23 protein-coding genes are annotated in these 26,623 nt (G+C 64.7%); 9 read left to right on the top strand and 14 right to left on the bottom strand.

The window, feature by feature from the left end; all coding sequences use genetic code 11:
- Both V4T21_RS01370 and V4T21_RS01365 read right to left on the bottom strand, forming a co-directional pair.
- On the bottom strand, nucleotides 1-945 hold the full coding sequence (locus tag V4T21_RS01370) for an ABC transporter permease subunit (RefSeq protein WP_332712689.1): 945 nt from the start codon (nucleotides 943-945) through the stop codon (nucleotides 1-3).
- A gap of 13 nt (nucleotides 946-958) precedes the next feature.
- Complete coding sequence (locus V4T21_RS01365; RefSeq protein WP_332711966.1) at nucleotides 959-2,296, bottom strand: extracellular solute-binding protein; 1,338 nt, start codon at nucleotides 2,294-2,296, stop codon at nucleotides 959-961.
- 204 nt (nucleotides 2,297-2,500) lie between these two features.
- On the opposite strand from V4T21_RS01365, the gene V4T21_RS01360 reads away from it, so the two are divergent.
- The 3 genes from V4T21_RS01360 to V4T21_RS01350 are packed head-to-tail and all read left to right on the top strand — an operon-like array spanning nucleotide 2,501 to nucleotide 6,068.
- Nucleotides 2,501-3,571, top strand: a complete 1,071-nt coding sequence (locus V4T21_RS01360) for a LacI family DNA-binding transcriptional regulator (protein ID WP_332711963.1) — start codon at nucleotides 2,501-2,503, stop codon at nucleotides 3,569-3,571.
- Between the two features lie 35 nt (nucleotides 3,572-3,606).
- Entirely contained in the window at nucleotides 3,607-5,556 is a 1,950-nt protein-coding gene (locus V4T21_RS01355) for a DUF5054 domain-containing protein (RefSeq protein ID WP_332711961.1), read from the top strand.
- A 56-nt stretch (nucleotides 5,557-5,612) separates the two neighbouring features.
- Entirely contained in the window at nucleotides 5,613-6,068 is a 456-nt protein-coding gene (locus tag V4T21_RS01350; RefSeq protein ID WP_332711958.1) for a PM0630 family protein, read from the top strand.
- A 59-nt stretch (nucleotides 6,069-6,127) separates the two neighbouring features.
- On the opposite strand, the gene V4T21_RS01345 is transcribed toward V4T21_RS01350, so the two are convergent.
- Nucleotides 6,128-6,454: a hypothetical protein gene (locus V4T21_RS01345; protein ID WP_332711955.1), complete on the bottom strand. Its 327-nt coding sequence runs from the start codon at nucleotides 6,452-6,454 to the stop codon at nucleotides 6,128-6,130.
- 171 nt (nucleotides 6,455-6,625) lie between these two features.
- On the opposite strand from V4T21_RS01345, the gene V4T21_RS01340 reads away from it, so the two are divergent.
- On the top strand, nucleotides 6,626-7,237 hold the full coding sequence (locus V4T21_RS01340; RefSeq protein WP_332711952.1) for a hypothetical protein: 612 nt from the start codon (nucleotides 6,626-6,628) through the stop codon (nucleotides 7,235-7,237).
- Between the two features lie 8 nt (nucleotides 7,238-7,245).
- Here the strand turns inward: V4T21_RS01340 and V4T21_RS01335 are convergent, their stop codons facing one another.
- From V4T21_RS01335 to V4T21_RS01305, 7 genes are read right to left on the bottom strand one after another with little or no spacing between them, the layout of a single operon-like run.
- Nucleotides 7,246-8,673, bottom strand: a complete 1,428-nt coding sequence (locus tag V4T21_RS01335) for an AMP-binding protein (protein ID WP_332711949.1) — start codon at nucleotides 8,671-8,673, stop codon at nucleotides 7,246-7,248.
- The gene (locus tag V4T21_RS01330) at nucleotides 8,670-9,467 is read right to left on the bottom strand and encodes a hypothetical protein (protein WP_332711947.1); all 798 of its coding nucleotides are present in this window, start codon (nucleotides 9,465-9,467) and stop codon (nucleotides 8,670-8,672) included. Before V4T21_RS01330 ends, V4T21_RS01335 begins: the two co-directional genes overlap by 4 nt.
- Nucleotides 9,464-10,789, bottom strand: coding sequence for a hypothetical protein (locus V4T21_RS01325; protein ID WP_332711945.1), 1,326 nt, complete (start codon nucleotides 10,787-10,789; stop codon nucleotides 9,464-9,466). The genes V4T21_RS01330 and V4T21_RS01325 overlap by 4 nt, the downstream gene beginning before the upstream one ends.
- Nucleotides 10,786-11,880 (bottom strand): BtaA family protein, encoded by a 1,095-nt coding sequence (locus V4T21_RS01320; protein WP_332711942.1) that lies wholly within the window; start codon nucleotides 11,878-11,880, stop codon nucleotides 10,786-10,788. Before V4T21_RS01320 ends, V4T21_RS01325 begins: the two co-directional genes overlap by 4 nt.
- Nucleotides 11,877-14,285 carry a PEP/pyruvate-binding domain-containing protein gene (locus tag V4T21_RS01315; RefSeq protein ID WP_332711940.1) on the bottom strand — a complete coding sequence of 803 codons (2,409 nt, stop codon included), beginning with the start codon at nucleotides 14,283-14,285 and terminating at the stop codon, nucleotides 11,877-11,879. The genes V4T21_RS01320 and V4T21_RS01315 overlap by 4 nt, the downstream gene beginning before the upstream one ends.
- Entirely contained in the window at nucleotides 14,282-15,190 is a 909-nt protein-coding gene (locus V4T21_RS01310; protein WP_332711938.1) for a UbiA prenyltransferase family protein, read from the bottom strand. Before V4T21_RS01310 ends, V4T21_RS01315 begins: the two co-directional genes overlap by 4 nt.
- Nucleotides 15,187-16,476 carry a hydroxymethylglutaryl-coenzyme A reductase family protein gene (locus V4T21_RS01305; protein ID WP_332711935.1) on the bottom strand — a complete coding sequence of 430 codons (1,290 nt, stop codon included), beginning with the start codon at nucleotides 16,474-16,476 and terminating at the stop codon, nucleotides 15,187-15,189. The genes V4T21_RS01310 and V4T21_RS01305 overlap by 4 nt, the downstream gene beginning before the upstream one ends.
- A 112-nt stretch (nucleotides 16,477-16,588) precedes the next feature.
- Here V4T21_RS01305 and V4T21_RS01300 point away from each other — a divergent pair, with 112 nt between their 5' ends.
- Complete coding sequence (locus V4T21_RS01300; RefSeq protein WP_332711933.1) at nucleotides 16,589-17,182, top strand: TetR/AcrR family transcriptional regulator; 594 nt, start codon at nucleotides 16,589-16,591, stop codon at nucleotides 17,180-17,182.
- Here the strand turns inward: V4T21_RS01300 and V4T21_RS01295 are convergent.
- Nucleotides 17,179-19,230, bottom strand: a complete 2,052-nt coding sequence (locus tag V4T21_RS01295; protein WP_332711930.1) for a DUF4139 domain-containing protein — start codon at nucleotides 19,228-19,230, stop codon at nucleotides 17,179-17,181. The genes V4T21_RS01300 and V4T21_RS01295 overlap by 4 nt on opposite strands.
- Nucleotides 19,231-19,440: 210 nt before the next feature.
- Here V4T21_RS01295 and V4T21_RS01290 point away from each other — a divergent pair, with 210 nt between their 5' ends.
- A complete protein-coding gene (locus V4T21_RS01290; RefSeq protein WP_332711927.1) occupies nucleotides 19,441-20,892 on the top strand; it encodes an alkaline phosphatase family protein in 1,452 nt (483 codons plus the stop codon).
- A gap of 36 nt (nucleotides 20,893-20,928) precedes the next feature.
- On the opposite strand, the gene V4T21_RS01285 is transcribed toward V4T21_RS01290, so the two are convergent.
- Nucleotides 20,929-21,789: a LysR family transcriptional regulator gene (locus tag V4T21_RS01285; RefSeq protein ID WP_332711924.1), complete on the bottom strand. Its 861-nt coding sequence runs from the start codon at nucleotides 21,787-21,789 to the stop codon at nucleotides 20,929-20,931.
- Nucleotides 21,790-21,900: 111 nt separating this feature from the next.
- On the opposite strand from V4T21_RS01285, the gene V4T21_RS01280 reads away from it, so the two are divergent.
- From V4T21_RS01280 to V4T21_RS01270, 3 genes are read left to right on the top strand one after another with little or no spacing between them, the layout of a single operon-like run.
- Nucleotides 21,901-22,776, top strand: coding sequence for a phosphodiesterase (locus tag V4T21_RS01280; RefSeq protein ID WP_332711922.1), 876 nt, complete (start codon nucleotides 21,901-21,903; stop codon nucleotides 22,774-22,776).
- Nucleotides 22,773-23,822 carry an ABC transporter ATP-binding protein gene (locus V4T21_RS01275; protein ID WP_332711919.1) on the top strand — a complete coding sequence of 350 codons (1,050 nt, stop codon included), beginning with the start codon at nucleotides 22,773-22,775 and terminating at the stop codon, nucleotides 23,820-23,822. The genes V4T21_RS01280 and V4T21_RS01275 overlap by 4 nt, the downstream gene beginning before the upstream one ends.
- Complete coding sequence (locus tag V4T21_RS01270; RefSeq protein ID WP_332711917.1) at nucleotides 23,819-24,775, top strand: ABC transporter ATP-binding protein; 957 nt, start codon at nucleotides 23,819-23,821, stop codon at nucleotides 24,773-24,775. Before V4T21_RS01275 ends, V4T21_RS01270 begins: the two co-directional genes overlap by 4 nt.
- Nucleotides 24,776-24,834: 59 nt before the next feature.
- On the opposite strand, the gene V4T21_RS01265 is transcribed toward V4T21_RS01270, so the two are convergent.
- Nucleotides 24,835-25,677, bottom strand: a complete 843-nt coding sequence (locus V4T21_RS01265) for an ABC transporter permease (RefSeq protein ID WP_332711914.1) — start codon at nucleotides 25,675-25,677, stop codon at nucleotides 24,835-24,837.
- Complete coding sequence (locus tag V4T21_RS01260; protein WP_332711911.1) at nucleotides 25,674-26,594, bottom strand: ABC transporter permease; 921 nt, start codon at nucleotides 26,592-26,594, stop codon at nucleotides 25,674-25,676. Before V4T21_RS01260 ends, V4T21_RS01265 begins: the two co-directional genes overlap by 4 nt.
- Nucleotides 26,595-26,623: the final 29 nt, after the last annotated feature.

Below are 26,623 nucleotides of genomic sequence, written 5' to 3'. Positions count from 1 at the left end.
CTAGAGCCCCTGCGATTTGAAGCCCGGCAACCGCCGCACGAGGAAGGCGACGACCAGAGAAAGGATCAAGAGCAGCACACCCGCCGCGCTGGCGATACCCAGATCGAAGCGCAGGATGCCGCGCTCATAGGTGAAGACGGCGAGGGTCCTGACCGTCGAGGCCGTTCGTCCGTTGAGCATCAGAAAAGCCGAGTCGAAGGTGCGCAGCGAGCCGAGCAGGGTGATGAGGAACACAACGCGCATCACCGGGACCAGATGGGGCAGGACGATATCGCGGATTTTCTGAAAGCCGTTGGCCCCGTCGAGTGCGGCCGCTTCGATGAGATCGGTATTGAGCGACATCAGCGCTGCGAAATAGATGAGCGCTGTAAAGCCCATATCCTTCCAGACAGTGAGCCCTACGACCAGCGGCTGGCCCCAGGCCGGACTGGCGAAAAAGGCGATGGGCCGCTCGATGAGCCCGAGCCCAAGAAGGGTGGAATTGACGAGGCCGATGGGGGAAAGCGTGTTGGTCCATATCCCGATGATGATCACCCAGCTCAGCAGATAGGGGATGTAAATCACCGTCTGAAAGCCGCGCCGCACGAATTTAGGGGTGATTTCGGCGAGCGCGATGGCCGGGATGATCGGCAGCAGCGTGCCGAAAATCGTGATGCCGGCGCTGATCAGCACCGTGTTGACGAAGGCGTTGGCCACCATCCGGTCGTTGAAGACGGCGAGGTAATTGTCCAGCCCCACGAACCCCATCGACCCGATGAGACCGAAACGCTGGAAGGAGATCAATATCCCCTGGGCCATCGGCCAGAAGAGGAACAGCGCGAAATAGACGATGGCCGGGGCCACCATCAGATAGAACGGCCAATAGCGCCGCAGGGCGGCAATCGCCCGCCCTGCGGCGCCGGAGAGGGAACGCCGCGCGGTCTGCCGCGCGGCGTCATTTTCCATCGCGATCAACGGATCACTCGTCGATAAGGCCGGCGGCGAGGAGCTCCTCGCGCATGGCGGAGACGGCTTCGGCGCCGCTGATTTCACCGCTCATGGCCTGATAGGCGTAGTTCTGGACGATGGGTTCGGCGTCCGTCCATTCGGCGGGCAGGTTTTCCACGGTGCCGTGTTCGAGAACGGTCGCCTCGGCTTCCGCGACGCCGGGGAGGACGCCGCAGGGGTTTTCCCAGGTCGTCGACGCGACGCGCGGAGCGCCGTGATCGCAGCTATGGGCCTGACCGGTTTCGGTGAGCACATATTCGCCGTTCTCGACGGTGTAATCATGCCCTTCGATACCCAGCGTGCCCATCAGATAGCCCGGCTCGGAGTGCCAGAATTCGAGGAAGGCGACGGCGTTGTCGAGATTTTCGGCATTGGCGGGGATCATCCAGAGCGAAGCCACGCCGCGCCGCAGCATGATCTCGCCATCGGGTCCCGGCACGCCGGCGACGCCGGCCGCCTTGAAGGTGGTGTCGGGGTTCTCGGTCGTCATGATGTTGTTGAACAGGCCCACCCACGCATCCCAATAGGTGACGGCGGCGGCGCGGTCGGTCATGAACAGATTGCGGAAATCGCCCGAACCATTGGTCGCGAAATTGGGATCGAGCAGGCCATCGGCGTGGAGCGCTCCGAACCAGTCGTAAACCTCGGCGGCTGCGTCCGATGCGTAGGGAATTGTGCGGTTGCCGTTTTCGTCGATGACGTAACCGGCCTTGACGCCGGCAGCCGACATGAAGCCCTGGATATCGTAGAGCCCCGAGGTGGACAGGCCATAGGCGCCATATTCTTCATTGGCGCGTTCGAAATAGGCGCGCCAATCGGCGAGCGTCACCGGCGTTTCCATGCCCCATGCGTCGAGCCAATCCTGGCGCACGGTCGGCAGCGTGCCGCCTTCGAACTTGTTGGGAACGCCATAGAGCGCGCCCTCGATATCGAACAGATCCCATTCCCCCTCGGGAATGACCGACGGGTCCGACAGGACGGAAGACGCATCGACAATATCGTTGACCTGGAGGATGGCGCCCTGATTGACCAGGTTGGGGATCATCGAGGCATCGCCATAGATGAGGTCGTAGCGCTCGCCGCTGGCCAGCGAAGTGAACATCACCTCGTTATAGCTGGCCTCGGGTTTGACCATTTCGATATCGAGCCCGAGGTGCTCTTCGAGCTCCTGGACGAACAGCTCGTGCTCGGCGGCATCCTTGCCGCCGGTGACCGAGGTGAGGATGCGCAAATCCTGCGCCATAGTGGTGGTGGCCATCAACGCCGTGGCCAGTGCGACAAGCGTGCCGGCGGTCAATTTCGAAATCATCGGTTTCAATCTCCCCTGGGATCGTGAGGCGGGCCACGCCCGCTCAATTTCGCCAGCGGTTTTAGGATGCCGTCATGACACTTGAATGAACACGCGAACAACAAGGAGATCGACTGAAGGAACGTCATTATGACATTGCTGTCATGGAATTTCGGCAACAACTGGGGTAAGAGGAGAAAATCCGTCCAGGGAAGAATTGTTAGCGTGAACAAAAATAACAAGAATCCGGGCACGCTTGCCGAACCGCGCAATGAAGCCAAGGCACAGGACGTGGCCGAGGCCGCCGGGGTTTCCCGCATCATGGTGTCGCGCGCCTTCAACCCCGCCGCCTCGATCCGCCCCGACAAGCGCGACATGATCCTCAAGGTCGCCGGCCAATTGGGCTATCATCCGGACATGGCGGCCCGCTCGATGGCCACGGGCCGCTCGAACCTCGTCGCCCTCCTCGTCCCCTCGCTGGCGCGGGCGTGGGAGAGCCAGGAAGTCGATGCGCTGATCCAGGCCTTGCAGACCGAAGGGCTGGCAACGCTGGTTTTCCGCCTTACCCCCGAAGGGATTTCGAGCCCGGCCCTGCGTCAGGTGCGCGCCTATAAGCCCGCCGCCGTGATTGCCTTCATGGACCTGATCGCCCCCCAGGACCTGCTGCCGATATTCGGCAATTCGCCCGCCATCTACCCCCATTACGGCGAGGCGGCTCCGTTGCCGACCCCCGGCGCGCCGATCGACAGGCTGCACATCAACCAGCACGCCGGCATCCGCAGCGGGGTGAGGCTGTTGGCCAGCGCAGGGCACCGGCGCATCGCCTATGTGAGTGGGGCCAGCCCCAAAAGCGCCCGGCCCGCCTTCAACGCCAATTCCGATGCTGATCGTTTCGCCGCCCTGCGCAATGCGCTCGAAAGTTTCGGGCTGGAATTTGCCGGGGAGATCGGTGGCGAATTCGACTACCAGACCGCCCGCCAGGGCGTCGTCAACTTCGTGCGCAATGGCGGGCAGGCCGACGCCTATTTCGCGGCCAACGACATCAGCGCCTTCGGCGCCATGGACGCCCTGCGCTTCGATCTCGACCTGCCGGTGCCCGAGCGCTGCGCGGTGATCGGGTTCGACAATGTGAGCGAAGCGGGCTGGCGCGCCTATGATTTGACCACCGTCGGCATCCCCATCCAGACGCGGGTCGCCGCCCTCATGAGGCTGATCCTCGCTCGGATCGAAGAGCCTGCAGGCCCGCCCCGCGTCGAAACCGTCACCGCGACCCTCACCGTGCGCTCCAGCGTCTAGAGCGTGGGCCCACTTCAACCCGAGCTGTCCCCATCATGACTTCCAGGCTGCATCTGATCTTCAAGACCCATCTCGATCTGGGCTTCACCGCCTATGCCGGCACCGTGCGCCGCCAGTACCACGACTATTTCATCCCCATGGCGCTCGATACCGGCGAGCACTTCCTCAAGGAAGATGCAAGCGCGCCCAAATTCGTCTGGACGACGGGGTCGTGGCTGATCTGGGACCATTTGCGGACCCAGCCCGCCGACAAGGTGCGCCGGCTCGAACGCGGGATAGAAGCCGGGATCATCGCCTGGCACGCCCTGCCCTTCACCACCCACACCGAGTTGATGTCCCCGGCGCTGGTCGCCGAAGCGCTTTCGATTTCCGCCGAACTCGATGCCCGGTTCGGGCGCAGGACACGGGCCGCCAAGATGACCGACGTGCCCGGCCACACGCTGGGGCTGGTGCCCCTGCTTGCCAGGGCCGGCGTCAATTTCCTCCATATCGGGGTCAATTCTGCCTCGACCCCGCCCGACGTGCCCCCGGTCTTTCGCTGGCGCGCCCCCGGCGGGGAGGAAATCCTCGTCATGTATCAAAGCGAATACGGGACGACGCTGGTGCCCGAGGGGATGAAAGACGGCATCGCCTTCGCCCACACCATGGACAATATGGGCCCCCAGAATGTCGGCCATGTCGTCGACAGCTTCTACGAGCTGGGGGAAAGCAACAAGGGGTTCGAGATCGCCGCATCGACGCTCGATGCATTCGCCGACGCGCTGCGCCCGCACCGCGAAAATTTCCCGGTGATCGAAGCCGAGATCGCCGATAGCTGGATACACGGCGTGGGCTCGGCCCCCAAAAGGGTGAGCCGCTACCTTGCCGCCCGTCGGGCGTTCGACAGCTTCGCGGGCGAGGAATTGACCCCGGCCCGCAAGGCGTTCGGACGCAAGCTGCTGGAGGTGGCCGAACACACATGGGGCGTCGATATCAAGGTCTACTTGCGTGACGAAATCGCCTGGGACCGCCCCGTCTTCGAAACCGCCCGCCGGGACGATCCGCGCTTTGCCATGGCCGAGGGCGCCTGGGCGGAACAGGACGCCATTGTCGACGAGGCGCTGGCGCTGCTCGACCCTGGCGACCGGGAGGCTGTTTCGGAAGCCGAACCGGCGGCCGCCGAGGGGCAGTCCGAACCCATCGAAAGCGGCGCCTATACGCTCGGCGACTGGTCACTGGTCTTCGATCCGCTGTCGGGCGGCCTGCGCCGTGCCACTTCGGGAGAGCGGTCGATCGAGGCCGTCTCGGAAGGGTCAGGCCTGTTCGCCTTCACCTATGAGAGCTACGACGCCGAAGATTTCGAGGCCTATAAGGATAGCTATCTCACGGCCCGCTATCGCTGGGGCGTGCAGGACCATGGCAAGCCCGGTCTCGAAAACGCCGCCACCGCCCGTTCGGCGGTTTTTGCAACCGGCGGGGCGCGCATTGCGCGGACGGCGGATGCGATAATTGTTTCGGCCCGGTGCGAAGCCGAAGCGCATAAAAAACTGGGCGCGCCCGCCACCGTCGTCACCACCTACCGGATCGAAGGCGATGCGCTGACCGTTACCGTCACCCTGGCCGACAAGCCCGCCAACCGCATGCCGGAAGCCGGATTTTTGAGCTTTGCGGCCAAGGCGCTGCCCGAAGCGTGGAGAATGGCCAAGCTGGGGCTCGATATCGATCCGAGGTCCGTCATCGAGAACGGCAATCGCCAGCTTCACTGCGTCGACGGCGTGACCGTGGAAACGGGCGTTGGGGGCAAATTTGCCCTCGAGGTGCTCGACACCCCGCTGTTCGTGCCCGGCGACCAGCCCTTCCTCGTCTTTTCGCGCGCCTTGCCCGACATGAGCAAAGGCGGGCGATTCAACGTCTTCAACAACAAATGGGGAACCAATTTTTCCATGTGGACGGAAGGCGCGCTGACGGCGCGGTTCAGACTGCGGGCGATGCCGGCGGCCAACTGATCCGACCGGCGCGCAAAATCGTGCTATCATCCAGCGCAAAGTTGCGGAGACGGATCATGCGCATTGTTCTTATCGGGACCATAATGGGCCTTGGCCTGTCGGCTTTTCCTGCGGCGGCGCAGGATGAGCCCAGCGTGGCCGAGCGGGCCTTCGTCGTTTCGGTCGCGCAGAAAGATGGGTCGGTGCAAACCGAGGAAACGACCCAGGTTCCGCTTTTGCCCGGCAAGGCCTGTTTTGCCTGGCAGGCGCGGATCGAGGATGCACCCGCTTCGATCGACGTGCTCGAAGTGCTGCAACTGCCCGCGCCGGCGGGAAGCTGGGGAGCCGGCGATTCACGGATTTCCAACGACCTCACGGCGGCCAAGACCCATCGCACGCTCGAACCCGCCGATGGCTGGATCGGGGCGCAATGGTGCCTGGCCGAAGGCGACCCGCTCGGGGCCCATTCGATCATGGTGACCGCCGGGTCCTGGCTCGCTGAGACCTATGAGTTCGAGGTGGTCGAGCCCTAAACTTTTTGGCTGGTCGTGAAATCGAACCGGAAAAGTCTGCAACTTTTCCTGATTTCACTCTAGTTGAACCCCTCCGGCAGGTCGATTTCAGGCGCGCGGAACGAGGTTTCCTCGCATTGGTGCCACTCCATGACCGCATTGGCCTCCTCTTCGCGGCCATAGCAGAGGTCGCGTTCGTTGAGCGCCATGGCATAGATCTGCATCGAATAGCAGGCGACGGCGACCTCCACGTCCCGGCTCGGATTGCGCAGGCACAGATCGCCGGCCTGATCGTAAAGCGCGATCAGTTCCTCATCGGTTTCGGTGGCTTCCGAGAACTGTTGCGCCAAAGCCGGAGCCGGCACGGCAAGCAACAGCGCAAGCGCGATGGCGGTGAGATTTTTCATTCAAAACTCCTCCCGATAGACCCCGGACATGGTTCACGGAAATGTGACCGTAAGATGCCGATGGTGTGCAATGGGCTTGGCCCCGCGCAAGCAGGAAAGGGCGCTGTCATACAAACATCGAACGAATCGGGTCGCCTCCGGGCTTTGTCGAACAGATTTGGACGCATATCGATGACCATGATCCGCCCGACCGCTCTTGCCGCCGCCCTCGTTCTGGCCTCGGGTGCCGCCTGGGCCGCGCCCGCCGACTATGAGGACAGACTGCCCCAGGAGTTGAACGGAATGGCGCTGCAGGACGCCGAGTTGAGCGATGAACTGCTGATCGCCTATTACGGCCAGAGCGTCGGCCGCGCCACGCTCAGGATCATCCCCGCGCCGGAAACCGACACATCGGGCGTGGCGGGCGCCGAGCCGGAGGTAACCGGAGAATCGGCAGCCGCCCAGCGCGTACTCTTCCAATTGCTCGACCAGAACCTCGCGGCCGGCACCAACGCGCTGCATGAGGGTTTCCAGTTTTCGCCCGTGCGGCTTATGGGCGTCGATGTCGACGGCACCGTGATCGCCTGCGGCGTCGTCGAACGGCTCGACACGGCGGAAGCGACCGATGACGGCGAGGCTCCCATGAAGCTGATCGACCGGATCTGCACGCTCCAGAACGGCGAGGACGTCCTCGCGCTGACCATCACCACCCCGGTGAGGGGACAGCAGATGGAACAGGCCATGAGCGAAGGGCAACTGGTTTTTGCCGGCACGCTGATCGGGACCATTCTTCAGAACCAGTGAGTGGTTCCTCAATCGCCCGCTGCCACAACGGTCTTTTCGATGGCCGCGCCGAGCCGGGTATAATCGAGCTTGGAGGCGTGGCGGCGGTCCATGGGGATTTCCTCCAGCACCACCACGCCAACCGCCAGCCGGGAGGCAGCCTGCTGCCAGTGCGGCAGATGCGCGGGATCGCCGGCGATGGCGAGCAGCGGCTTGCCCTTGTGCCGCGCAAGCGCGCAGGCGGTGACGCCCGGCCAGGCGCGGGCGGTCATCTCGGTTTCAAGCGGCCAGAAACCCTCGATCTTGCCGCCGATCCGACCCCGCAGCCATAGCCTGCCCTGATCGTCCAGCCGTCCGCCATCGCCGGTGCGGTGCCAGATGACGCCGTCTTCGGCGATCTTGTTTTCCGGGTTCTGGCGCGGGTCGAGATAGGATTGGACGACGTGGGGACCGGCGACCTGGATTTCATCCTCGCGGATGCGCAGATGGAGGTCTTCCACCGGTTTGCCCGCGAGAAGGCCGCCGCCGGAGCGCATTGTGTCCATCAGCTCCGGCGTGAGATCCTTGGACGATAAAATGGCGATCGGCTCGGCTTCGGTCGAGCCATAGACGGCGACGATTTCGTCGGCATAGGCGGCAATGGAGCCGAAATGATCCGGCATCACCGGACCGCCGCCGGTAAAGACGCGCGCCAGACGGGGCATTGTGGGTTCGCGCGAGAGCGCATCGGCGACCGTGGGCGGGGCGAGAAGACGCGTCACGCCATGCCGTCGGCATTGGGCGGCAAGCGCCTGCGTGTCGGGAGCGGCGGGGCGCTTGAGCGCGCTATCGGCCAGAACCGCGGTGCCGCCATTGGCGAGGCAGGCGAGAACGAAAACCGGAAACCAGACGAGATCGATTTCCGGCCTGTCGGACGCCAGCAGGCGCGAGACCGCACCCGATTGAGCCAGCATGAACGCGTGACTGCGCGCGATGCATTTGGGCGTGCCGGTCGACCCGCTGGTGAAGGAATAGAGCGCCACCTCGGAGGGCGGGGCGATATCCACGATGCCCCCCGTGCTTTCGCCCACCGCATGGCACGAGAGCGGGCGCATCCAGCGGCCCGCCAGAAGCGGCAGAGCCCATCCGAGCGCACCCCTGGTCACCGTCGATGCGGGCTTGAGCAGGGACGAAGCGTGGCGCAGCCCCTTGAGCCCGGCGAAGGGCTCGGGAAAGATCGCTTCGCATCCCGCCATCCAGATGGCGATGAGGCTGCGATAAAGCCCGATGGAAACCGGGGTGGCGACGAGAACCCGCTGTCCGGGCCGCAACCCCTTGCCGCGCCAGTGCGCCGCGAGCCCCCGCGCCTCGGCCTGGAGTTGGGCGTAGGTGATGGCCGTGCCGTCCCGGTCGATCAGCGCGATACGCTCTGGCGCGCGCCGGCACGAGGCGAAAAAAGGGTCGAGAACGCTGCTCACAGGTCACGTCCAAACAGGCCGTAGCGGCGGAAGACCCGGCCCTGGCGGCTGGAACTCATCCGGGTCGAGCGGTTGTCCTCATGCATCAGGGCGTGGACGATGCGGCTCTGCCCATCATCGATGGCGCGGCGGTAGAATTCATCGACCAACGCGCTTCCGGCGCCCGGCCGCATGGTCATCAAACTCTTGAGCACGAGGCCCGCCGCGCTCGGATAGCCCAGAAGGCAGGAAACGATTTCACCCGAAGCCGCGTCGCGCCCGACAAGGCAATAGCGCGAGGGCAGCGAAGCGAGAAGCGGGGCGTGGATCGCCTTGAACCGGTCGAACCCGATGGGCTCGAAATAAGGCGCAGCGGCGAAGGCGGAATTGGCGATTGCATGGATCGCGGCCATGTCGGCTTCCGGGTTGTCGCGGTTCCATTCCCCGATTGCCAGATCGGCGGGGGCCGGACGGACGGACGGCTGCGGCGCGGTATCGACGGTGCTGATATAATGGGCGACGGGGATGAAACCGTTGGCCGTGAAGCAATCGACGAAAAACAGCGGCGTATCGGGTTCGCCCGGAAAGGCCGGAGTGCTGTCGCTTTCGACAACCAGCCGATAGGAGCCCCAGCTATCTTCGCCGATCGGGCCCAATACCGTGCTGCAACCGGCTTCAGCCAGTCGGGCCAGCGCATCGGCGATGAGCGCGGTGCCATCTTCGGCGGTCTTCGTATCGAAGGCGAAAATCCGCCCCTCGCGCCCTTTGACGAGCAGCGAGCAGGAGGCCGATGCGTGCAAAATCGTCTCGGTCATTGTAGGGCTCCGAAAATGGCCGGCGGCAGGGTCGTCGCCAGCACCAGCATGGCGATCTTGGCCGCACGCCGGCGGGCGAACAGCGCTGGACGGAAGGCGCAGAGAATCGATAGGGCGGCGATCGAAGCGACCCCATAGGCGATCAAAACCCTTGCGGTCACCGGACCGAGGGCTTCGATGGCGATGCGCGCGGCAAGCAGCGCCGAAAACCCGGCAATGGTCAGCAGCAGCCAGATCTTGTGCCGCGTCAGCGCCAGCGCGGCCATCGCCGCGCCATAGCCGGTAATGGTGATGGCGAAATAAAGGATGAGGTTGCGGCCTGTCATATTGCCCAGCACCATCCAGAAAATGCCGATGGCGATCACCGCGAATATGGTGTGCAGCTCGGCATGGGGTTCGCTCTGGCGCGCCATGCGATTGGCCATGATGGTGACGGCAAGAACGCACGCCAGAAGCGCGGCGTTGAGCGGATCGAACGAGAGCAGCACCACGACCAGCAGCAGGATGGCGGCGCGCAGCGGCTGCTGGCTGACATCGCGCGCCCGGGCGATGTGAAAGGCGAACGCGACGGCGAGGGCGTAGAAACCGGCGACGGCGACAATCTGCAACACGCCCGCCGGCGCCATGGCGACGAGGATGATGTGCAGCCCGATGGGCACGAAAAGATTGTCGAGCCCGGCCCAGCTTTCGATCTCGATGGTGGCGCCCACCAGCGCGATGAGCCCTGAAAGCGCAATGACCGTATCGCGGGGGATTTCGGTCAAAACCAGCAGGAGGATGATCGAAACCAGCCAGGTGACGATGAAAAAGGCGACGGCGCCTTCGAGCGATTTCCTGCCCTTTTCGACGGGAAAGACGCGCTTGCCATATTCGGTGCCCGCCAGCGCCGCCGCGGTGTCCGACAGGGTCATCACCGCGATGGGAACGATGAAGAACACCGACGGATCGGCCCCGATTTGCAGAGCGGACAGCCCCGCCCGCTCGCCCACCGCCTGCAGCACGAACAGCACGGCGACCGAGAGGGCGAAATAGATCTCGCCATAGGACGACCGGCCCACCCCATGCAGCGCAGCCCCCAACCGGGGATTGAAGCGGGCGGCAAGAAGAATGGCGATGGAGGCCGCGCAGAGAAGGAGGACCGGCGCGACGGTATCGAAAAGCAATGGCAGGGTGAGGACGGAAAAGCCCAGCCCCACATGGACGATCTTGCGCCGCACCTCAGGGCCGAGGTCCAGCGCTTTGCCGACCCGGCGGGCCAGCAGCAGCGCCGCGACCAGCAGCGCCGAAAAGCCGATGACCGTTGCAAGATCGCCCAAGGTCACCGCACGCGCTCCACGATCAGATTTGAATAAAAGAACGCCTTGTCCTTATCATGGAGGCGCCGGGCCAGCTCGGTTTCGCGCACGATCCGGTCTTCGAACCGGGGCGGCGCGCTGCGGGGCACCATCATGTTCCAATAGACCAGCCTCGCGCCGGGCCTGGCCATATCGATGAGGGCGCCATAAAGGGCCTCGAAACCGGCCGGATCGAGATATTCGAAAAGGTCGGAAAGGTTGAAGGCGTCGAAGGACCGTCCCGCAAAGGATTCGAGCGTCGATTGCACGACTTCCAACCGGTCGAGCCGATCGCGGATGGTTTGGAAATGTTCTTCACGCAGCGCCAGCGGGAGCGCGGCGCCGTGGCGGCCTTTCAATATCCAGTGCAGATAGGGGTTTTGCGAAGGGTCGAGCTCGACGAGCGCATGGCGCGTGCGCCGGGCGACCTGATCGGAGAGCGAGCCTTGCGCGTGGGTGAAAAACGCCGGATCGCGGCCGAGCTTTCCCATGACCGCGCGCGAAAAGAACGCCTTGAGCATTAGCCGCCAGCGCCAATTGTTCCAGCGGGCCCGGTAGAATTTTTCGCGTTCGGCGGGCGCGCGTTCGGCAAGGAGCCCATCGACACTGGCTTGCGAATGGACCCAGGGGAGCACTTTCTCGCGAAAAATTTCGAAATAATGCTCGAACCGCCCGACGCCGCCGACCCCATGGCGCAGCACGGCATCGCGCTGGCCGTCCCAGAAGCTGGCGCAGTCGGCGTCGATTTCGGGGGCCTTCAACACAAGATCCAGAAGTTCGCCCCGCCACGTGCTTTCACGCGAGCCCATCAGTTCGAGCAATTGATCATGCGTCAGCGCCCGATAGGCGGCGATCCGCAGGCGGATGCACATGATCTGGGGCGCCGAAAGATCGAGCGCCACGACGCTGGCCGGATCGGCGGTGAGCAGCGCCAATGCGTTGTCGCCCGCCGAACCGATGGACAAAACGCTCTCGCCGCTCCGGATGCGAAGGCCCTGGACCAAAACGTCCGCATCTTCCCAGACCTGAGCGTAGCGCACATGGTCGAACCGGGCGCGTTGGGAAATGTCCTTGCTCATCTCACGATCCTCACGGTGCCCGCGCCGCCATCGACTTCGATGGTGGTGCCATCCTCGATCCATTCGGTCACGGCCTTGATACCCACGACGCAGGGGATACCCATCTCGCGCGCGACGATTGCCGAATGGGAAAGGATCGATCCCTTTTCCACCACCACCGCGCCGGCATTGGCGAAAAGCGCGATCCACCCCGGATCTGTGTTGCGCGCGACGAGAATTTCGCCCGCCCCGACGCTCGCCCGGGTGGGATCGAGGACGACCCGCGCCGTTCCGGTGATCCGGCCCGCCGAACACCCCAGCCCCGAGCGCAGATCGCCGGTGTCGTCCACGCGTTTGCGCGTGACGATGGGGCTGGCCGTGGCCAGCGCGCCGCGCGTTTCGAAGCGGTCGGGCATGGCATTGTCGCGTTCGATTTCAGCCTGTTCGCGGCGCGTACGCGCCAGCGCCGAAAGATCGGGCGAGATGCCCCAGCCTTCGACGCTGCCCTGCACTTCGTCGACGGTGAGATGGAAGATATCGCTCGCAGCGTCCAGCCGCCCGGTTTCGGCCAGCCTGTCGCCCATGGCGCGCACGACGCGCCGGACGCGGCCGAAGACGCGGGTGCGGTCGAAGCGCAAATTTTCGCGGTCGCGCACCCGGCGGGCGGCCAGCGCCAGAAGGCGGCGCGCGATCGCGCTGCGGATCGGTTTGCCCGGCAGGAGCGAACTGGATTTTGCGGTGCGTGTCGCCCCAACCGTGACAGGCTCGCGGCTGGCCGCCGCCAGAACCGCATCGAGAATTGGGGCCGGATCGTCTTCCAATGTCGGGCTTTCGAGCTTGAGCTCGGCGGCGCAGCGGTCGCCGAACTTGGCAATATAGGCGTCGAACTGCGCCGCGAATTCGGCATCGGCGCGCAGGGTCTCGAGATCGTGCAGGCTCAGCGCCTCGATGAGATCGAGGCGGTTGCGCACCAGATCGGCCATCGCCCTTATGCGCTGGGGCGGTTCGGCCGAAACGATCTCGCCCTGCCCGATCAGCGTATCGTTGAAAATCGCCGTGCCCTCGTCGCCGCCCCAGGAAAAAAGCGCCTTGCGGGCGACGCCCACCGCGATCATGCAGCAGAGATCGTTGAGGAGCGGCGCGTCCCAGCGCGACAGCAGATCGCGCTCCAGCCCGCGCCAATAGGCGGCGAGCGTATCGAGATCGGCCGTGGCGAAATCGATATTGTCGCGGTCGAGCGCCATATCGAGGCGGGCGCGGAACCGCTTGATGGTACGCCCGAGCAGCATGGCGCGAAACATCAGCCCCACCCCGGCCCGGACTGTACGCGCGCCGGCGGCCAGCCGATTGCCCGAACCGGCTTCCGCTTCGAGCGGCGCGGTGAAGGCTTGGGGCAGCGGCTCGTCCACCCCCATCATCTGGTCCATGAACCCGGCATTGAGCCGATAGGCCGGGAGGGCCGAGAGGAGGCGGTGCCAATTGCCCAATTCGTAATAGACCCGGCCTTCGAACCGCCCCAGCAATCCTTCGAACGCCGCGTGCCGTTGGGCAATCGCCGCTTCGGACGCACCCAGATCGGCAAGCAGGCGGCGATAGACATGGGCATAGACCGAACGGGCAAAGGAGAAGGTCAGAGGGGAAACCCAGTCGGGATAGCTCTCGACGATGTTGGAATTGTCCCAGATGCGCCAGATGCCCGTCTGGATGGTGGTGATGGGGCGCGACTGGAGGATGTGGAGCCCGGCATTGTTGATGGCCCATTCGATATCCTGCGGGCCGTCCATCGATGCCGCGATCCTGCGGGCGGCGTCGGCGATCGATTCGATATCGCTCGCGCCGAGCGGGTTCTCTCCCTCGCCCGGCGTCGTTTCGATGATGTCGCCCGAACCACTTTCGATGAGATAGGTCCAGCCATCGACAGTGCCCGCCATCAGCCCCTCGCCCAGACCGGCGGTGGCCGAAATCACCATATGGTCGGGCCGCGAGGTGACCGGATCGGTGGAGAACACCACGCCGGCGCTGCGCGGGGCGATCATGCGCTGGACGATGACCGATGGCGGCGCCCCTGCCCCGCCGCCCCGCTGCGCGCGATAGGCGGCGACCGAGGCCTGGGTGCCCGAGCGATAGACGCGGGCAGCCGCCGTTTCGATATCGGGGCGGGCGATCTCGAGGAGGGAAAGGAATTGGCCGGCAAAGGAATTGTCGCTCCCGTCCTCGTCCACCGCCGAGGAGCGCACCGCAAAGGCGTCCCCTTCGAGCGCCGATATCGCGGCGCGATGCGCCTCGATCCGGTCGGGTGAGATGCCTCCGCTTTCGGTAAAGTCGGAACCGGGGATGACGTGGAAATCGGGGACCGCCCAGCCCATGTCGCGCAGGCGCAAAAGATTGGCGGCCTTGCCGCCGACAATAGCGTGAGAAGCACTCATGGGAGCATGGCTCCGGCGATGGCGAGCCCATAGGCGGCGGCGACGCCCAATACGACGACGGCGCGCAACTGCTTGGCGTGTGTCACGTCCGTGCGGCCGATGAAGCGCAGCGCGGCCATCGCTCCGATAAGGATCAGGACGCCCGCCGTGAACAGGATGGGAAGCCGAGGGTCGGCGGCGGCGGCGCCCAAAATCAGTGCAGCCGAGGCGGCGGCGAGCCACACGATGGCAGCGGTGGTGGGTCCCCAGAGTTTCGAATAGGTCTCGACCCCTTCGCGCTCCTCGGCGGGTGCCCACACCTTGCGTCCGATTTCCAGCGACAGCCCGGCGGCGAACGCCAGACCGAGGACCATGGCCACCCGCGCCGAAAAGAAGGCTTCGGTATCGGGCACCGCGAAAGAGATGGCGACCAGCGCCAGCAACGGCATGACCAGCATGTGCGAGAAGAGATAGGCGAGCGGATGGGCGCGCAGCCAATGTTTGACGCCGAATTCGAACGACATGGCGCCGATCCAGGCAAGAGCCAACAACAGGGGCACGATGGAGAGCGGCGAAAAGGCGACAGCCAGCACCAGCGGCACCACCCCCGCCACAGCGGCGGCACCCCGCAATTCCCCCAAGCTCACGAGGCCGCGCGGCACGGGTCGTTCGGGGCGATAGGCGCTGTCATCGGCGAAATCCTTGTGCTCGTCGGCCACCCGCATGATGAAAAACAGCGGCAGGAGCGCCAGAAAACTCAGCGCCGCTTGCCAGAGCGGTTGCGGCGGCGACAGATCCAGCGGCGCGATGGAGCCGGCGCACATCAACGCCGTCAGCAGGCCATTGGCAGGCAGGGGAAAACGCTCGCCTGCATACTGGATCAGTCGCGCGGACAATGATTTTTCAGCCTCGCCCACCGCGCTCATTTTTCCTCTCCGCCGGTTCGCGTCCGGGCCAGCTTGTGATGGGCGCCGGTGAACTGGCCCGAAGAGAGCGCGGCGATGATCGAAAGCTCGCCCGCAAGACAGGTCGCGGCGACCACTTCGGCAAAGGCGTCGGCATTGCCGGCGCCATGGAGCCCCATGATATCGAGGGTGGCGCGCGCCGTGGGCGTGCCGGTGCCCCCGCCCACGGTGCCGACCAGCAGATTGGGGAGGGTAACGGAAAACCTCATGCTACCTTCACTGCGTTCGAGCCGGGTCACCCCCACAGCGCATTCGGCGACGCAGGCGACGTCCTGCCCCGTGGCGATGAAGATGGCGGCCAACGCGTTGGCGTAATGCCCCTGCACGCCCATGGTGCCCGAAACGATGCCGCCGAGCGAAGACATGCGGACATATTTGTCCATCATGTCGATGGAGGTGCGCAGATGGCGCCGCACGATCGGTTCTTCGAGGACGACGCTTGCAGTGGTCTTGCGGCCACGCCCCGAAAGGAACGCCAGGGCCGACGCTTTCTTGTCGGAGGAGAAATTGGCTTCCACGAACCAGTGCTCGGGCCGCACCGGGCAGTGCTCGACGATCGCCCGGCACAGGGCCTCGGTGGCGATGGTACTCATGTTCTGCCCCGACGCGTCGGCGGTGTCGTAGCGGCACAGGAGGAAAACGATCTCGTTTTCGATATGGGGCAAAAGCTCCGTCAGCTTGCCGTGGCGGGTGGTGGCATGCGCGGCGGCAAACAGCATGTCGCGATTGCGCAGCACCCAATCGACGAACAGTCCCGACGAAAGCTCATTGGCGAACGCAAAGCCGGGCGAGCGCATGACGCCGCGCGTCAGGACGGCGGCGGTGATGCCCCCCGCAGCCGTCGCCGCGCGCATGCCGCGATGGTAGGAGGCGACCAGCGCCGCCTCGCAGGTCGCTAGAGGCACATGATATTCGCCCTGCGCGTTGAGCCCGTTGACCCGCACGGGACCGGCAACACCCATGGGAATCCTTGCGGTTCCGACGAGGGTTTCGATGTTGCCGGCATAGGCCTCGGCCTCGTCCTGGGTTTGAGAATCGAAAATCGCCGCCCGCGCCGTCGTGGGCGTGCCCGCCGCTTCGAGCTGATCCCAGGTCCGCACCGCGTTCTGGGCGCTGATGTCGGTGAACGGGCGGATGCCCCTGGCCTCGGCCGGCTTGGGCGCCAGACGCTGGGCGATCTCATCGACCGGCATGCGCCCGCGCAGGGTGTCGAGATAGTCGGAAATCGAACTGGCGTCCCGTGTCATTTCAAGGTGTCCCAGGGTTGGTTGCACTTTACATGAACAGTGTTCATAATGACGCACGGGACATGCATGTCAAGCGTTTATTGTGAACAATGTTCACGTAAAGGAATATTCGATGGCCAGACGGACGGAAGCGGATCGGGCGGCAATGCGCGCCCGAGTGCTGGAATCGGCGAGGGAGATGATCGCCGAGGACGGCCCGGGCGCCATTTCGGCGCGGGCCCTGGCCAAGCGGGCGGGCCTGTTGCCGGGCTCGCTCTACAATCTTTTCCCCTCGATCGAGGACATCCGCCTCGCCGCCCTGGGCGATGTGCTGCGCGGCTTGGGCGACGCGCTCGCCGAAGTGTCCCAAACGCTTCCTCCCCGCCAGCGCATGCATGAATATGCCCGGCGATATGTCGATTTCATTTCGCGAAATGAAAACGCCTGGAACGCGCTGTTCGAATATCGCCGCAACGCCAGCCTGCCGGCGCCCGAATGGTATCGCTCCCATATCGGGCGCCTGACCACGATGATCGGGCAGTGCTTTGCCGATCTCTCGCCGGGCCGGCCGGTTAGGGAAGCCCAGCGTCAGGCCCATCTGCTCTGGGCGGGCATCTATGGAATAACCGCCCTGGCCACCGAAGGCCGGCTGGACAGCATCATGGACGGGGCGTTCGACGAGCTGGTTTCCCAGCTCGTCGAAACCCACTTAACGGCTTTTACCTAAAGCGCTTCGACGGCCCGGTTGAATGCATCGCGCAATTGGGCGAGCCTCTGTTCGGCCTCTCCGCGCCGTTCCTCCATATCGGCGATCAGGTCTTCCTGCTCTTCGAGCTGGGAGAGGTAACGCTGGGCCAGCGCGCTTTCGCCCGGCACCGCCACAAGGTTTTCCCTGATCCGTTCCTGGCCGGCGAAAGCGTTGTCCAACTCGCGCTCGATATCGGAAATCTCGGTCTTGGTCCTTACGATCTCCTGCTGCTGATCGGCGAGTTCGGTAAGCTGTTGAGCGGTTTCCGGATCGTCGAGCTGACCCAGCCAGAAGAGCAGCGTTTCGGAATCCGCATCGAGAAGCGAAAGGCTCTCGGTTTCGGTACGCTCGAAGGTAGCGACCACCTCCGCCGTGCCGCCCTCTTGGACCTCGACGCGCAACCGGTGATGGGTCGGCGTGCTGCCATCGAGCGCGTCCGACGAAAACTGCCAACCATCCCGGCGCGGGTGCTCGATCACCACGGTGCGCGATGCATCGGGGGCGCCGGAAACCGTATAGACCGTATCGGCCTGCCAGATCCGGGTGACCCGCAGCACGCCTTCGACGAGGCTTGCGCGGTAGGAAATTTCATCGGGCACCCGTTCGGTCCGGATTTCGACCTTCCGGTCGGCGGCAAAGCTGAGCATCCGGTTTTCGCCCGCTGGCAGATTGGCCAATTGCGCATCGCCTGCATAGCCTTCCTGTTGCGGCGCATAAACGGTGACGATGCCGGCGGGCAGGCTGGTGCCCGTGCCGTTCTCCAGCCGCAGGGCGGAGATGGGATGGATTTCGCCACGTTCGGGCTGGAACAGCGCTATGCGCTCGCCCTCCAGTTCGGCATCCACGAACGGCACCGAAAGTGTCTGGCCCGCCGGCAGGTCGACGGGCATGGGCAGGCGATAGGTCGCCGCGGTTTCGCCCTCGCCCGCCTGGGCCTGGGCGGCGGACATCGAGGGCTCGGGCATGGCGAAAGGCGCGGCAGCGGGGGCCGTGCGGCTGGTGTCCATCATGATTTCCTGTTCGGCGGCGAAGCCGGCCTGCCCCACGGCGATCTCCCGGAAGCGATCGGGCCCCATGGGGGTGGTCGACTGGGAAAGCACCGGAATCTGGGGCCGCTGGTGCCAGTAGCGCTCGTGAAGCGCCTGGGCGAGCGTCACCGGCGCGCCCGACGAAAGCGTCACCTCCACATCGGACCAATCGTCTCCGGTGGCGTTTTCGATCACCGCCCAGGCCTGGAGGCGAACGGTACCCTCGGCATCGAGGATCAGGCGATAGGCCGTCTTCCAGATCGGCGCGGGCACCACATAGTCGAGCAGCACATCCCGCTCGCCGGTGCCCTCGAGGGTGAGCATGATGGTCCGCATGTCCTCGATGCGCCGCTGCCCGCTGACACTGGCCGCCATGCGCAGGTTTTCGCGCATCGCCTCATCGAGAATGTCGAGCTCCGTATCGGCGCGCAGCCGGATCGTTGCGACCTGCCCCTCCTCGGTCATAACCGAAAGCAGTGGGCTGGCTTCCTCGGTCTCTGCATCCGGAGCGGGTTCGGAAACACCCAGCACCATGCCCCCAACGGTGCGCCCGCCCGAGGACACACGCACGGCAACGCCCTGAAGCGTGCCCAACAGGCGCGGCAGCGCGCGCATGTCTTCGGCGGTAAAGGGCAGGCCCCGGAAGGTTTCCTCGACCGGGGACAAGCCATCGAGCGTCATCGAGGCGACATTGCCCGCCGGGTCATAGACCAGAAGGCTCTTGAGAACGTCGTTGACCTGATCGAGCGGCACGTCGAAATCGAGCTCGCCCGCCCCCTCGGCCGCTATGGCCCTGCGGATTTCGGCAAGGCCGGACGAGGAAAGCGTAATCGCCTCGATGCGGCTTTCCGCCCCTTCCTGCGCGACAGCGGCCCCGAGCGGCAGGATAACCGCCAGACATACGCCCGCCAGCGCGCGATTGACGAGCGGCACCAGCAGCGGGCTAACGCCCCTGCCGAGCCTGTGGTTGTCGATATTTCCCATGCTGCAATCGCTCATAACCGGTTCCCTTCAGGTCCTGTCGCGCAAGAAGTGTCACCCCATGAGACGCCGGGGGAAACGGCTTTATTGGGGAGGGATGCAAAAAAATTCGAGCCGTCTCGCCATGGACCGATCCGTCAGCAGCATTAGCCGGCGTAATAGAGTGTCAACGTTACGACACCTGATGGGACTAGGCCGGTGCCACCGCCCACATAAGAAGATGCGTCCATGTCCAACAATCGCTTCGTCATCATCGTCCTCGACGGCCTGCGGCCCGACCTCGTGACGCCCGAAAGAATGCCCAACCTTGCCGCCTTCAAAGTCCAGGCGGCCACGCTCGCCGGCAGCCGGGCGCTCTATCCCAGCCACACCCGCGTCAACAAGACGGGGTTGGGCACCGGGACGACACCGAAACATCACGGCATCCATTTCAACAAGATCTTCGGCGGCAAGCTCAAGCCGGGCATTCTCGACGTGGGCGATCATGGCGAAATCTCTTCCATTACGCCCGCCCACGATCTGCTGACGGCGGTTCCGCTGGGCGCGGCGCTCGCCGATGGCGGGCGCTCGATGGCGGTGATCCATTGCGGCGCATCCGGTGCGCCGCACCTGCTCAACTACCGGGCGACCGAGCGCGGCCAGCACTATCTTTCCATGGCCGGTCCCCAGTTCAGCTCGCCCAAATTGTGGGCCTCGGTCGAAGCCCAGCTCGGCGCCATGCCCTCGCCGAACGGGGTCAATCTCAACCGCTCGCGCTATGCCGTGCGGGCCTTGACGGAAATCGTCTATCCGGAGGTCCTGGCCGACGTCACGGTGCTCTGGTCCGAAGAGCCAGACAAATCGCTCCATGTCGATGGCATCGACGGCCCCGTCAGCGCCACGGCTCTGGCCCATGTGGACGATCTGGTGGGCGAGATCGTCGCCTGGTGGCGCGGGCTGGGCGAGGACGCGCCGAACCTGATGTTCCTGTCCGACCACGGCCATGTGGAAACCTCGGGAACCATCGATCTCCAGGCCCTGTTCGCCGAAACCGGCTTGCCGGTCACGGCCAATCCCGACCAGCCCGGCGCCCTGCTGCTTCCCTTCGGCAGCGGCGGACTTTATCTGCGCGATACCGATCAATCCGCCCTCGCCGATATCGTTGGCTGGATGCAGGCCCAGCCCTGGTGCGGCAACCTCTTGACCGCCGGCGGAGACGGCATCGAGGGCGCGGTGCCCGGAACATTCTCGACCAGCCTGCTTTCGCTCGACCATGAGCGCTCGCCCGACCTCTTTTTCCAACTACGCCGCATGGAAGCGAATGGACGTGACCGCAGATACGGCCATTGCCTCAACGCCGGCGACAAAGGGCCGAGCGGATCGAGCCATGGCGGGCTGCACTCCGAGGAGCTGGCGACGGTGTTCCTTGCCGCCGGCCCCGATTTCAGGACCAGCCACCGCTCCGAGACCATCGGCGGCATGGTCGATGTCGCCCCGACCATCCTCTCGGTGTTCGGCATCGCCCAGCCCGAAACTATGGTGGGCCGGCCCCTTGCCGGCTTGCTGGCGGGCGGCACCGAGCCCGACGATGCCATGCCGGAGGCCGAAACCTTTACGACCGGCAGCGGCGCTTTCGAGCAGCACCTGACGGTCCGCCGGCTGGCCCGGCGCAACATTGCCGAGCACGGCTGGGTAAATTGAATGGAATGACGATCCGCGCCGGTCGGCCGGCGTGGATCAATCCATGCAATCGAAAAAACTGCGGATGACCGCGAGGTCGCGCACGTCGCTGTTGCACGCGGCGACCAGGGGATAGCTGTCGCTCAGATCGGTGATGGGGATGGAGCGCAGATGGGGCTCGACCTGCATGGCTTCGCCATAGGTGATGCCGATGCCCAGCCCGCTCCGCACCGCTTCCACCGCCATGGGCGTCGAGCCCACGGTCATCACATCGGTCAGTTTTACCCCCAGTTCAGCGGCGCGCCGCTCGAAACGCCAGCGGGCAAAGGAGCGTGAACTGGCAAGGATCACCGTCGTCCGTGCCATGTCGGCAATCGAGATCGCCGCTGCCTCGTAGAGGGGGTGACCTTGATAGACCAGCGCTCTGTGCACGCGTTCCTCGATTGGCCAGAGATAGAGGCCGGTGGTATTTTCCGGCTGGGGCATCAAGGCGACATCGGCCTGCCGGTCGCGCAAAAGATCGGCGCATTGCCGCCAGCTGGCGTTATCGAACGCCAGCTCTATCCCTGGATGGCGTTGCTTGAACCGCTGCAGATAGGAAAGCGCCGGCTGGGAAGCGGCGGCGACGACGCGCAGCAATCCCCGGTTCGATTGCGCGTATTCGGCCATACGCTCCTCGAGCAGCTTGTAGAGCTGGCCGATTTCCTCGGTCACCGCATGGATCTTGCTGCCAGCCGGAGTGAGGACCAGCCCGCTGCGGCGCCTTTCGAACAGCCTTGCCCCCACCTCGGCCTCGAACTTGGCGACGTTCTGGGTCACCGAGGATTGGGTGACACCCAGGGCCTTGGCGGCCGTGGAAAACCCCTTGTGGCGGCAGGCCGCGTTGAAGGCGAGGATATGGTGGTGGTTGATCTTCAAAATCGGCCCCAAAGCCTGATCGCAATATAATCGGCGCTAATAGAACATCACCCCAACGTGACAGTTGGATGATATCGCGGCCTCAAGTTTCTAAAGTTCTGCGAGGCCCCGTTGCTCAAGCTTATCCATATGACCGACCTTCATCTCACCGGGACGGGCGAACTTCATTTCGGACACGACACCCACGAGACGACGCGGCTTGCCCTCGACCACGTTCGCGCCAATTTCGGCGATGCCGATTTTCTGGCGATCACCGGCGACCTCGCCAATTGGGGCGAGCCGGGCGCCTATCGCAAGCTCAAGGCGCTGCTGGAAGACTTCCCCCTCCCCGTCTATCTGATGGTCGGCAATCACGACAACCGCGACAATTTCCTCGGAGTCTTCGGGGACCGTCATCCGTTTGACGCACCTTTCGTGCAGTATTTCGCCGACCATGGTCCCTATCGCCTGCTGTTTCTCGATACCCAGACCGTGGGCACCGCCGGCGGCGCATTCGGTTCCTATCGCCTGCGCTGGCTCGACCGGCAGCTATCGGAAAGCCCGCGCGAAATCCTGATCTTCATGCACCATCACCCCACACCGACCGGCGCGTTTGCCATGGACGCCAAGGGCGTCGCCGATTGGGACGATTTCCATAAGGTGCTGGCCCGCCACAGCGGCAAGATCCGCCACATCTTCCACGGGCACTGCCACGCCGACATGCAGGGCCATGTGGAAGGCATTTCGTTTTCCGGACTGCGCTCGATGGGCTCGCAGGTCTATCCCGACCTTGCCACCGAAATGGTCACCCGCTGGTCGGGCGCGCCGCACTACGCGGTGGCCCTGGTGGGCGAGCGCAGCCTCATCACCCATCCGCAGGATTTCACCTATGCGGGGGATGCCGAAACCCACGCGCGCGGACAGTTCACCGATTTCATCCGCAATTGCGCCCAGCGCGGCGTCGCAGTCCCCGCCGCCGATCCCGAACCGATGGAACTCGCATCATGACGATGGACCTCGTCCCGCCCCTTTCGCGCCTGCCCTATCCGCTTGTCGCTGAAGACGCCGCGCCCGAAATTCCGGCCTTCGCCATTGAAGGCCTGTCGGTGAGCGTGCCGGGCCGCGAGGGACGGATCGATCTCGTCCATGATGTGAGCCTTTCGGTCAATCGCGGCGAATGCCACGCCATTGTCGGCGAAAGCGGCTGCGGCAAGACCGTCACCTGCCTCGCCGCCCTTGGCCTCTTGCCCCGCGAAGCGACAGTCACCGGTTCGGTGCGGCTGGGCGGAACCGAGATCCTGGGCGACCGGCAGAGCCGGCTCGATACGGTGCGCGGCAGCCGGATCGGCATGATCTTCCAGGACCCGCAGGGCGCGCTCAACCCCGTGCGCACCATCGGCCGGCAATTGATCGAAACCCTGCGCCGCCATTTCCCCATGAATACGGCCCAGGCGCGTGAGCGGGCCTGCGAATTGCTCAGCATGGTGGGGATTTCGGCGCCCCAAAGCCGTCTCGACGCTTATCCGCACCAGCTTTCGGGCGGGACCTGCCAGCGCGTGATGATCGCCATGGCGCTGGCCAGCGAGCCCGAAGTGCTGATCGCCGACGAGCCCACCACGGCGCTCGACGCGACTGTGCAGCTTCAGGTTCTCGACCTGCTGCGCTCCATCCAGCGCCAGCGCGACCTCGCCATCGTCCTGATCACCCACGATCTGGGCGTGGTTGCGGAACTCTGCGACCGGGTGACCGTGCTCTATGCCGGCCGCTCGGTGGAATCGCGGCGCAAGGACCAATTGTTCACGGCGCCGCGCCATCCCTATACCCGCGCCCTTCTCGATTGCCTCCCCTCGCTCGATCCGCACGCGCCGCCCCCGGCCGCGATCGCCGGCGAAGTGCCCAGCCCCGGCCGGCACCCCGCCGGCTGCGCCTTTCACCCGCGCTGCCTTCACGCGAGCGCGGCCTGCGCCGCCGACCTGCCCGAAATTGAAAACTTCGGAGCGAGCGCAACCGTCAGGTGCCATCATCCGCTTCGCGCCGGGGCGCGGCTGCAGTGACCGCGCTTCTGGCCCTCGACGATGTCGAAATGCATTTTTCGACGCGCGGCAGCGGGCTTTTTTCGCCCGCCCGCACGCTGGTTGCCGTCGGTGGGGTGACGCTTTCGATCCAGCCGGGGCAGGCGCTCGGCCTTGTGGGCGAGAGCGGATGCGGAAAATCGACGCTGGCGCGGATCGCCACCCATTTCCTTCCCCCCTCGGCCGGAAGCGTCCGCATCGATGGGATTTCACTCGCCGATGCCGACCCCGAGCAGTGCAAACGCCTGCGCCGCAGCGTGCAGATGGTGTTCCAGAACCCCGCCTCGGCGCTCGATTCCCGCATGCCGATCGGCGCGCAGATCGAGGAGGCCATTGCGCTGACATGCGACGGTTCGCGCATTGAACGCTCCGCCGAGCGCGACCGACTGCTGACGCTGGTGGGCCTGTCACCCAGTCTTGCGGACCGGTTCCCCCATCAATTGTCGGGTGGGCAAAAGCAACGCGTGGTGATCGCAAGGGCACTGGCCGCGCGGCCAAAGCTCCTGGTCTGCGACGAACCCCTTTCGGCGCTCGATGTCTCGGTGCAGGCGCAGATCATCCGGCTTTTGGAAAGCCTGCGGCGCGAGCTGGGCATCGCCTATCTCTTCATCTCGCACCAGCTTTCGAGCGTGCGTTACCTCTGCGACGAGATTGCCGTGATGTATGCCGGCCGCATCGTCGAACAGGGCCCGACCGCCGAAATCTTCGACGCCCCGCGCCATCCCTATACGCGCGTCCTGCTCTCCGCCGCACTCGATCCACGCCAGAACCGGCGTGACGAAGTAGCGGTGGGCGAACCCCCCAACCCGCTGTTCCTGCCCTCGGGCTGCCCGTTCCACCCGCGCTGCACAAAGGCGGTCGACGCGTGCAAAGGAGAACGCCCCGATCTGCGTCCTATGGAGGGAACGCGGCGCGTGGCCTGCCATCTGGCGTGAACATTCCGTAGTGATGAATATTGAACCCGGCGTCTCGTTGAGACGCCGGGTTTTTCTTTCTACCGCCCCCGCGAAAGCGGATCGAGCCGGTCGCGGAGCCAGTCGCCCAGCATGCTCATCGAGAGCGTCGTCATGACGATCACCACGCCGGGGCACACAGCAATCCACCACGCGTTAAGGAGGAAATTGCGCCCCTGCCCCAACATCAGCCCAAGGCTGGTGTTGGGCGGCTGGACGCCGAGGCCGAGAAAGCTCAACCCGGTTTCGAGCAGCACGGTGGCGGGGAAATTGAGCGTCAACTGTACGATCAGCGCGCTCGATATGTTGGGCAGGATGTGGCGTAGATAGATGGTCGATTGGCTCAGTTCCAGCCCCTGCAAGGCCAGAACGTAATTCTGCTCACGGGCGCTCAGCACCATGCCGCGCGTGAGGCGCGCATAGACCTCCCACCCGGCCAGTCCCACCAGCAAGAGGAATATCCACATTCCCGTGCCGGCGATGGCCATGAAGAACAGGACCAGGATGATGAACGGCACGGCGGCCTGGAAATCGACAGCCGCCATGATCACCTGTTCGGTCGCCCCCCGGAAATGGGCGGCGATGAACCCCAGAAGCGTGCCCACCACCGCGCCGATCATCGTGCCCACGGCGGCGATCATCAGGCTGGTGCGCAGCCCGTAGAGAATGCGCGAAAGGATGTCGCGCCCGATCTCGTCGGTGCCAAGGATATGGGCCCAGTCCCCGCCGGCAAAGACCGGCGGCTGGAGCCGGGCGAGGAGGTCGGTGTGGCGATAGTCATAGGGCGCCCAAAGCTCGGCGCCCAATCCCAGAATGAACAGAACGCTCAACACGCCCAGGGCAACAGCGGTGCTGGGCGGGAGGGTTTTGAAAAAATCCTTCATGACTGACGCACCCGGGGATCGAGCCAGCCGTAGAGCAGATCCACCGCCAGATTGGCGAGGACCATGGTTGTGGCCGTGGCAAGAACGATGATTTGCACGACGGCGAGATCGCGATTGGTGACCGATTCGGCCAGCAGCCGCCCGATGCCGGGCCATGCGAACACCGTTTCCACGATAATGGCCCCAGCGATCAGATCGCCAAGCCGCATGCCCAGAATGGTCACCAGCGGAATGGAGGCATTGGGCAGCGCGTGAAGGAAGGTGCGGCGCGGAGGCCTTATGCCTCTGGCGCGGGCCGCCAGCATATAGGGCTGGTTGAGCACGTCGAGCATGCAGGAGCGCGCGAACCGGGCTATGGCGCCTGCGCTCGACAATCCCAGCGTCAGCACCGGCATGACCATATGGGCGAGCGACCCGCTGCCGAAGCTGGGGAGCCAGCGCAGATGCAATGAAAAGAACAGGATGAACAGCACGCCGAGAAAGAAGTTCGGCATGGAGAATGCCAGAACCGACATCGACATTACGAACCGGTCGAGCGCCGAATTATGTTTGAGCGCCGCGAAAATGCCCAGCGGCAGGCCGATGACGATGCTGAACGCGAGGCTCGCGAAACCGAGCCAGAGCGTTGCGGGCAGGCGCTCGAGAAACAATTGCGCGGCGGGCAGGCCGGTGGCGAGCGAATAGCCGAATTCGCCCCGGAAGATGCCGCCGATAAAGGCGATCAACTGCTCGTGCAGCGGCCGGTCGAGGCCCCAACGCTCGCGCATCTGCTCGATGAAATAGGGGTCGGCATCGGGGCCGGCCATGATCTCGATGGGATCGCCCGAAAGCCGAACCATGAAGAACACGGCAATGGCAACGACGAAAAGGGTAATGCCCATGCGCAGGGCGCGGGCCAGAACGGGGTGGATTTTCACCAGACCGGGCTCCCGGAAAGTCGGACGGG

It is taken from the genome of Pelagibacterium mangrovi (assembly GCF_036662815.1).
GTDB lineage: Bacteria > Pseudomonadota > Alphaproteobacteria > Rhizobiales > Devosiaceae > Pelagibacterium > Pelagibacterium mangrovi.
The sequence above is the reverse complement of the archived record's forward strand: the minus strand, read 5'-3'. Positions and strand labels throughout refer to the sequence as shown.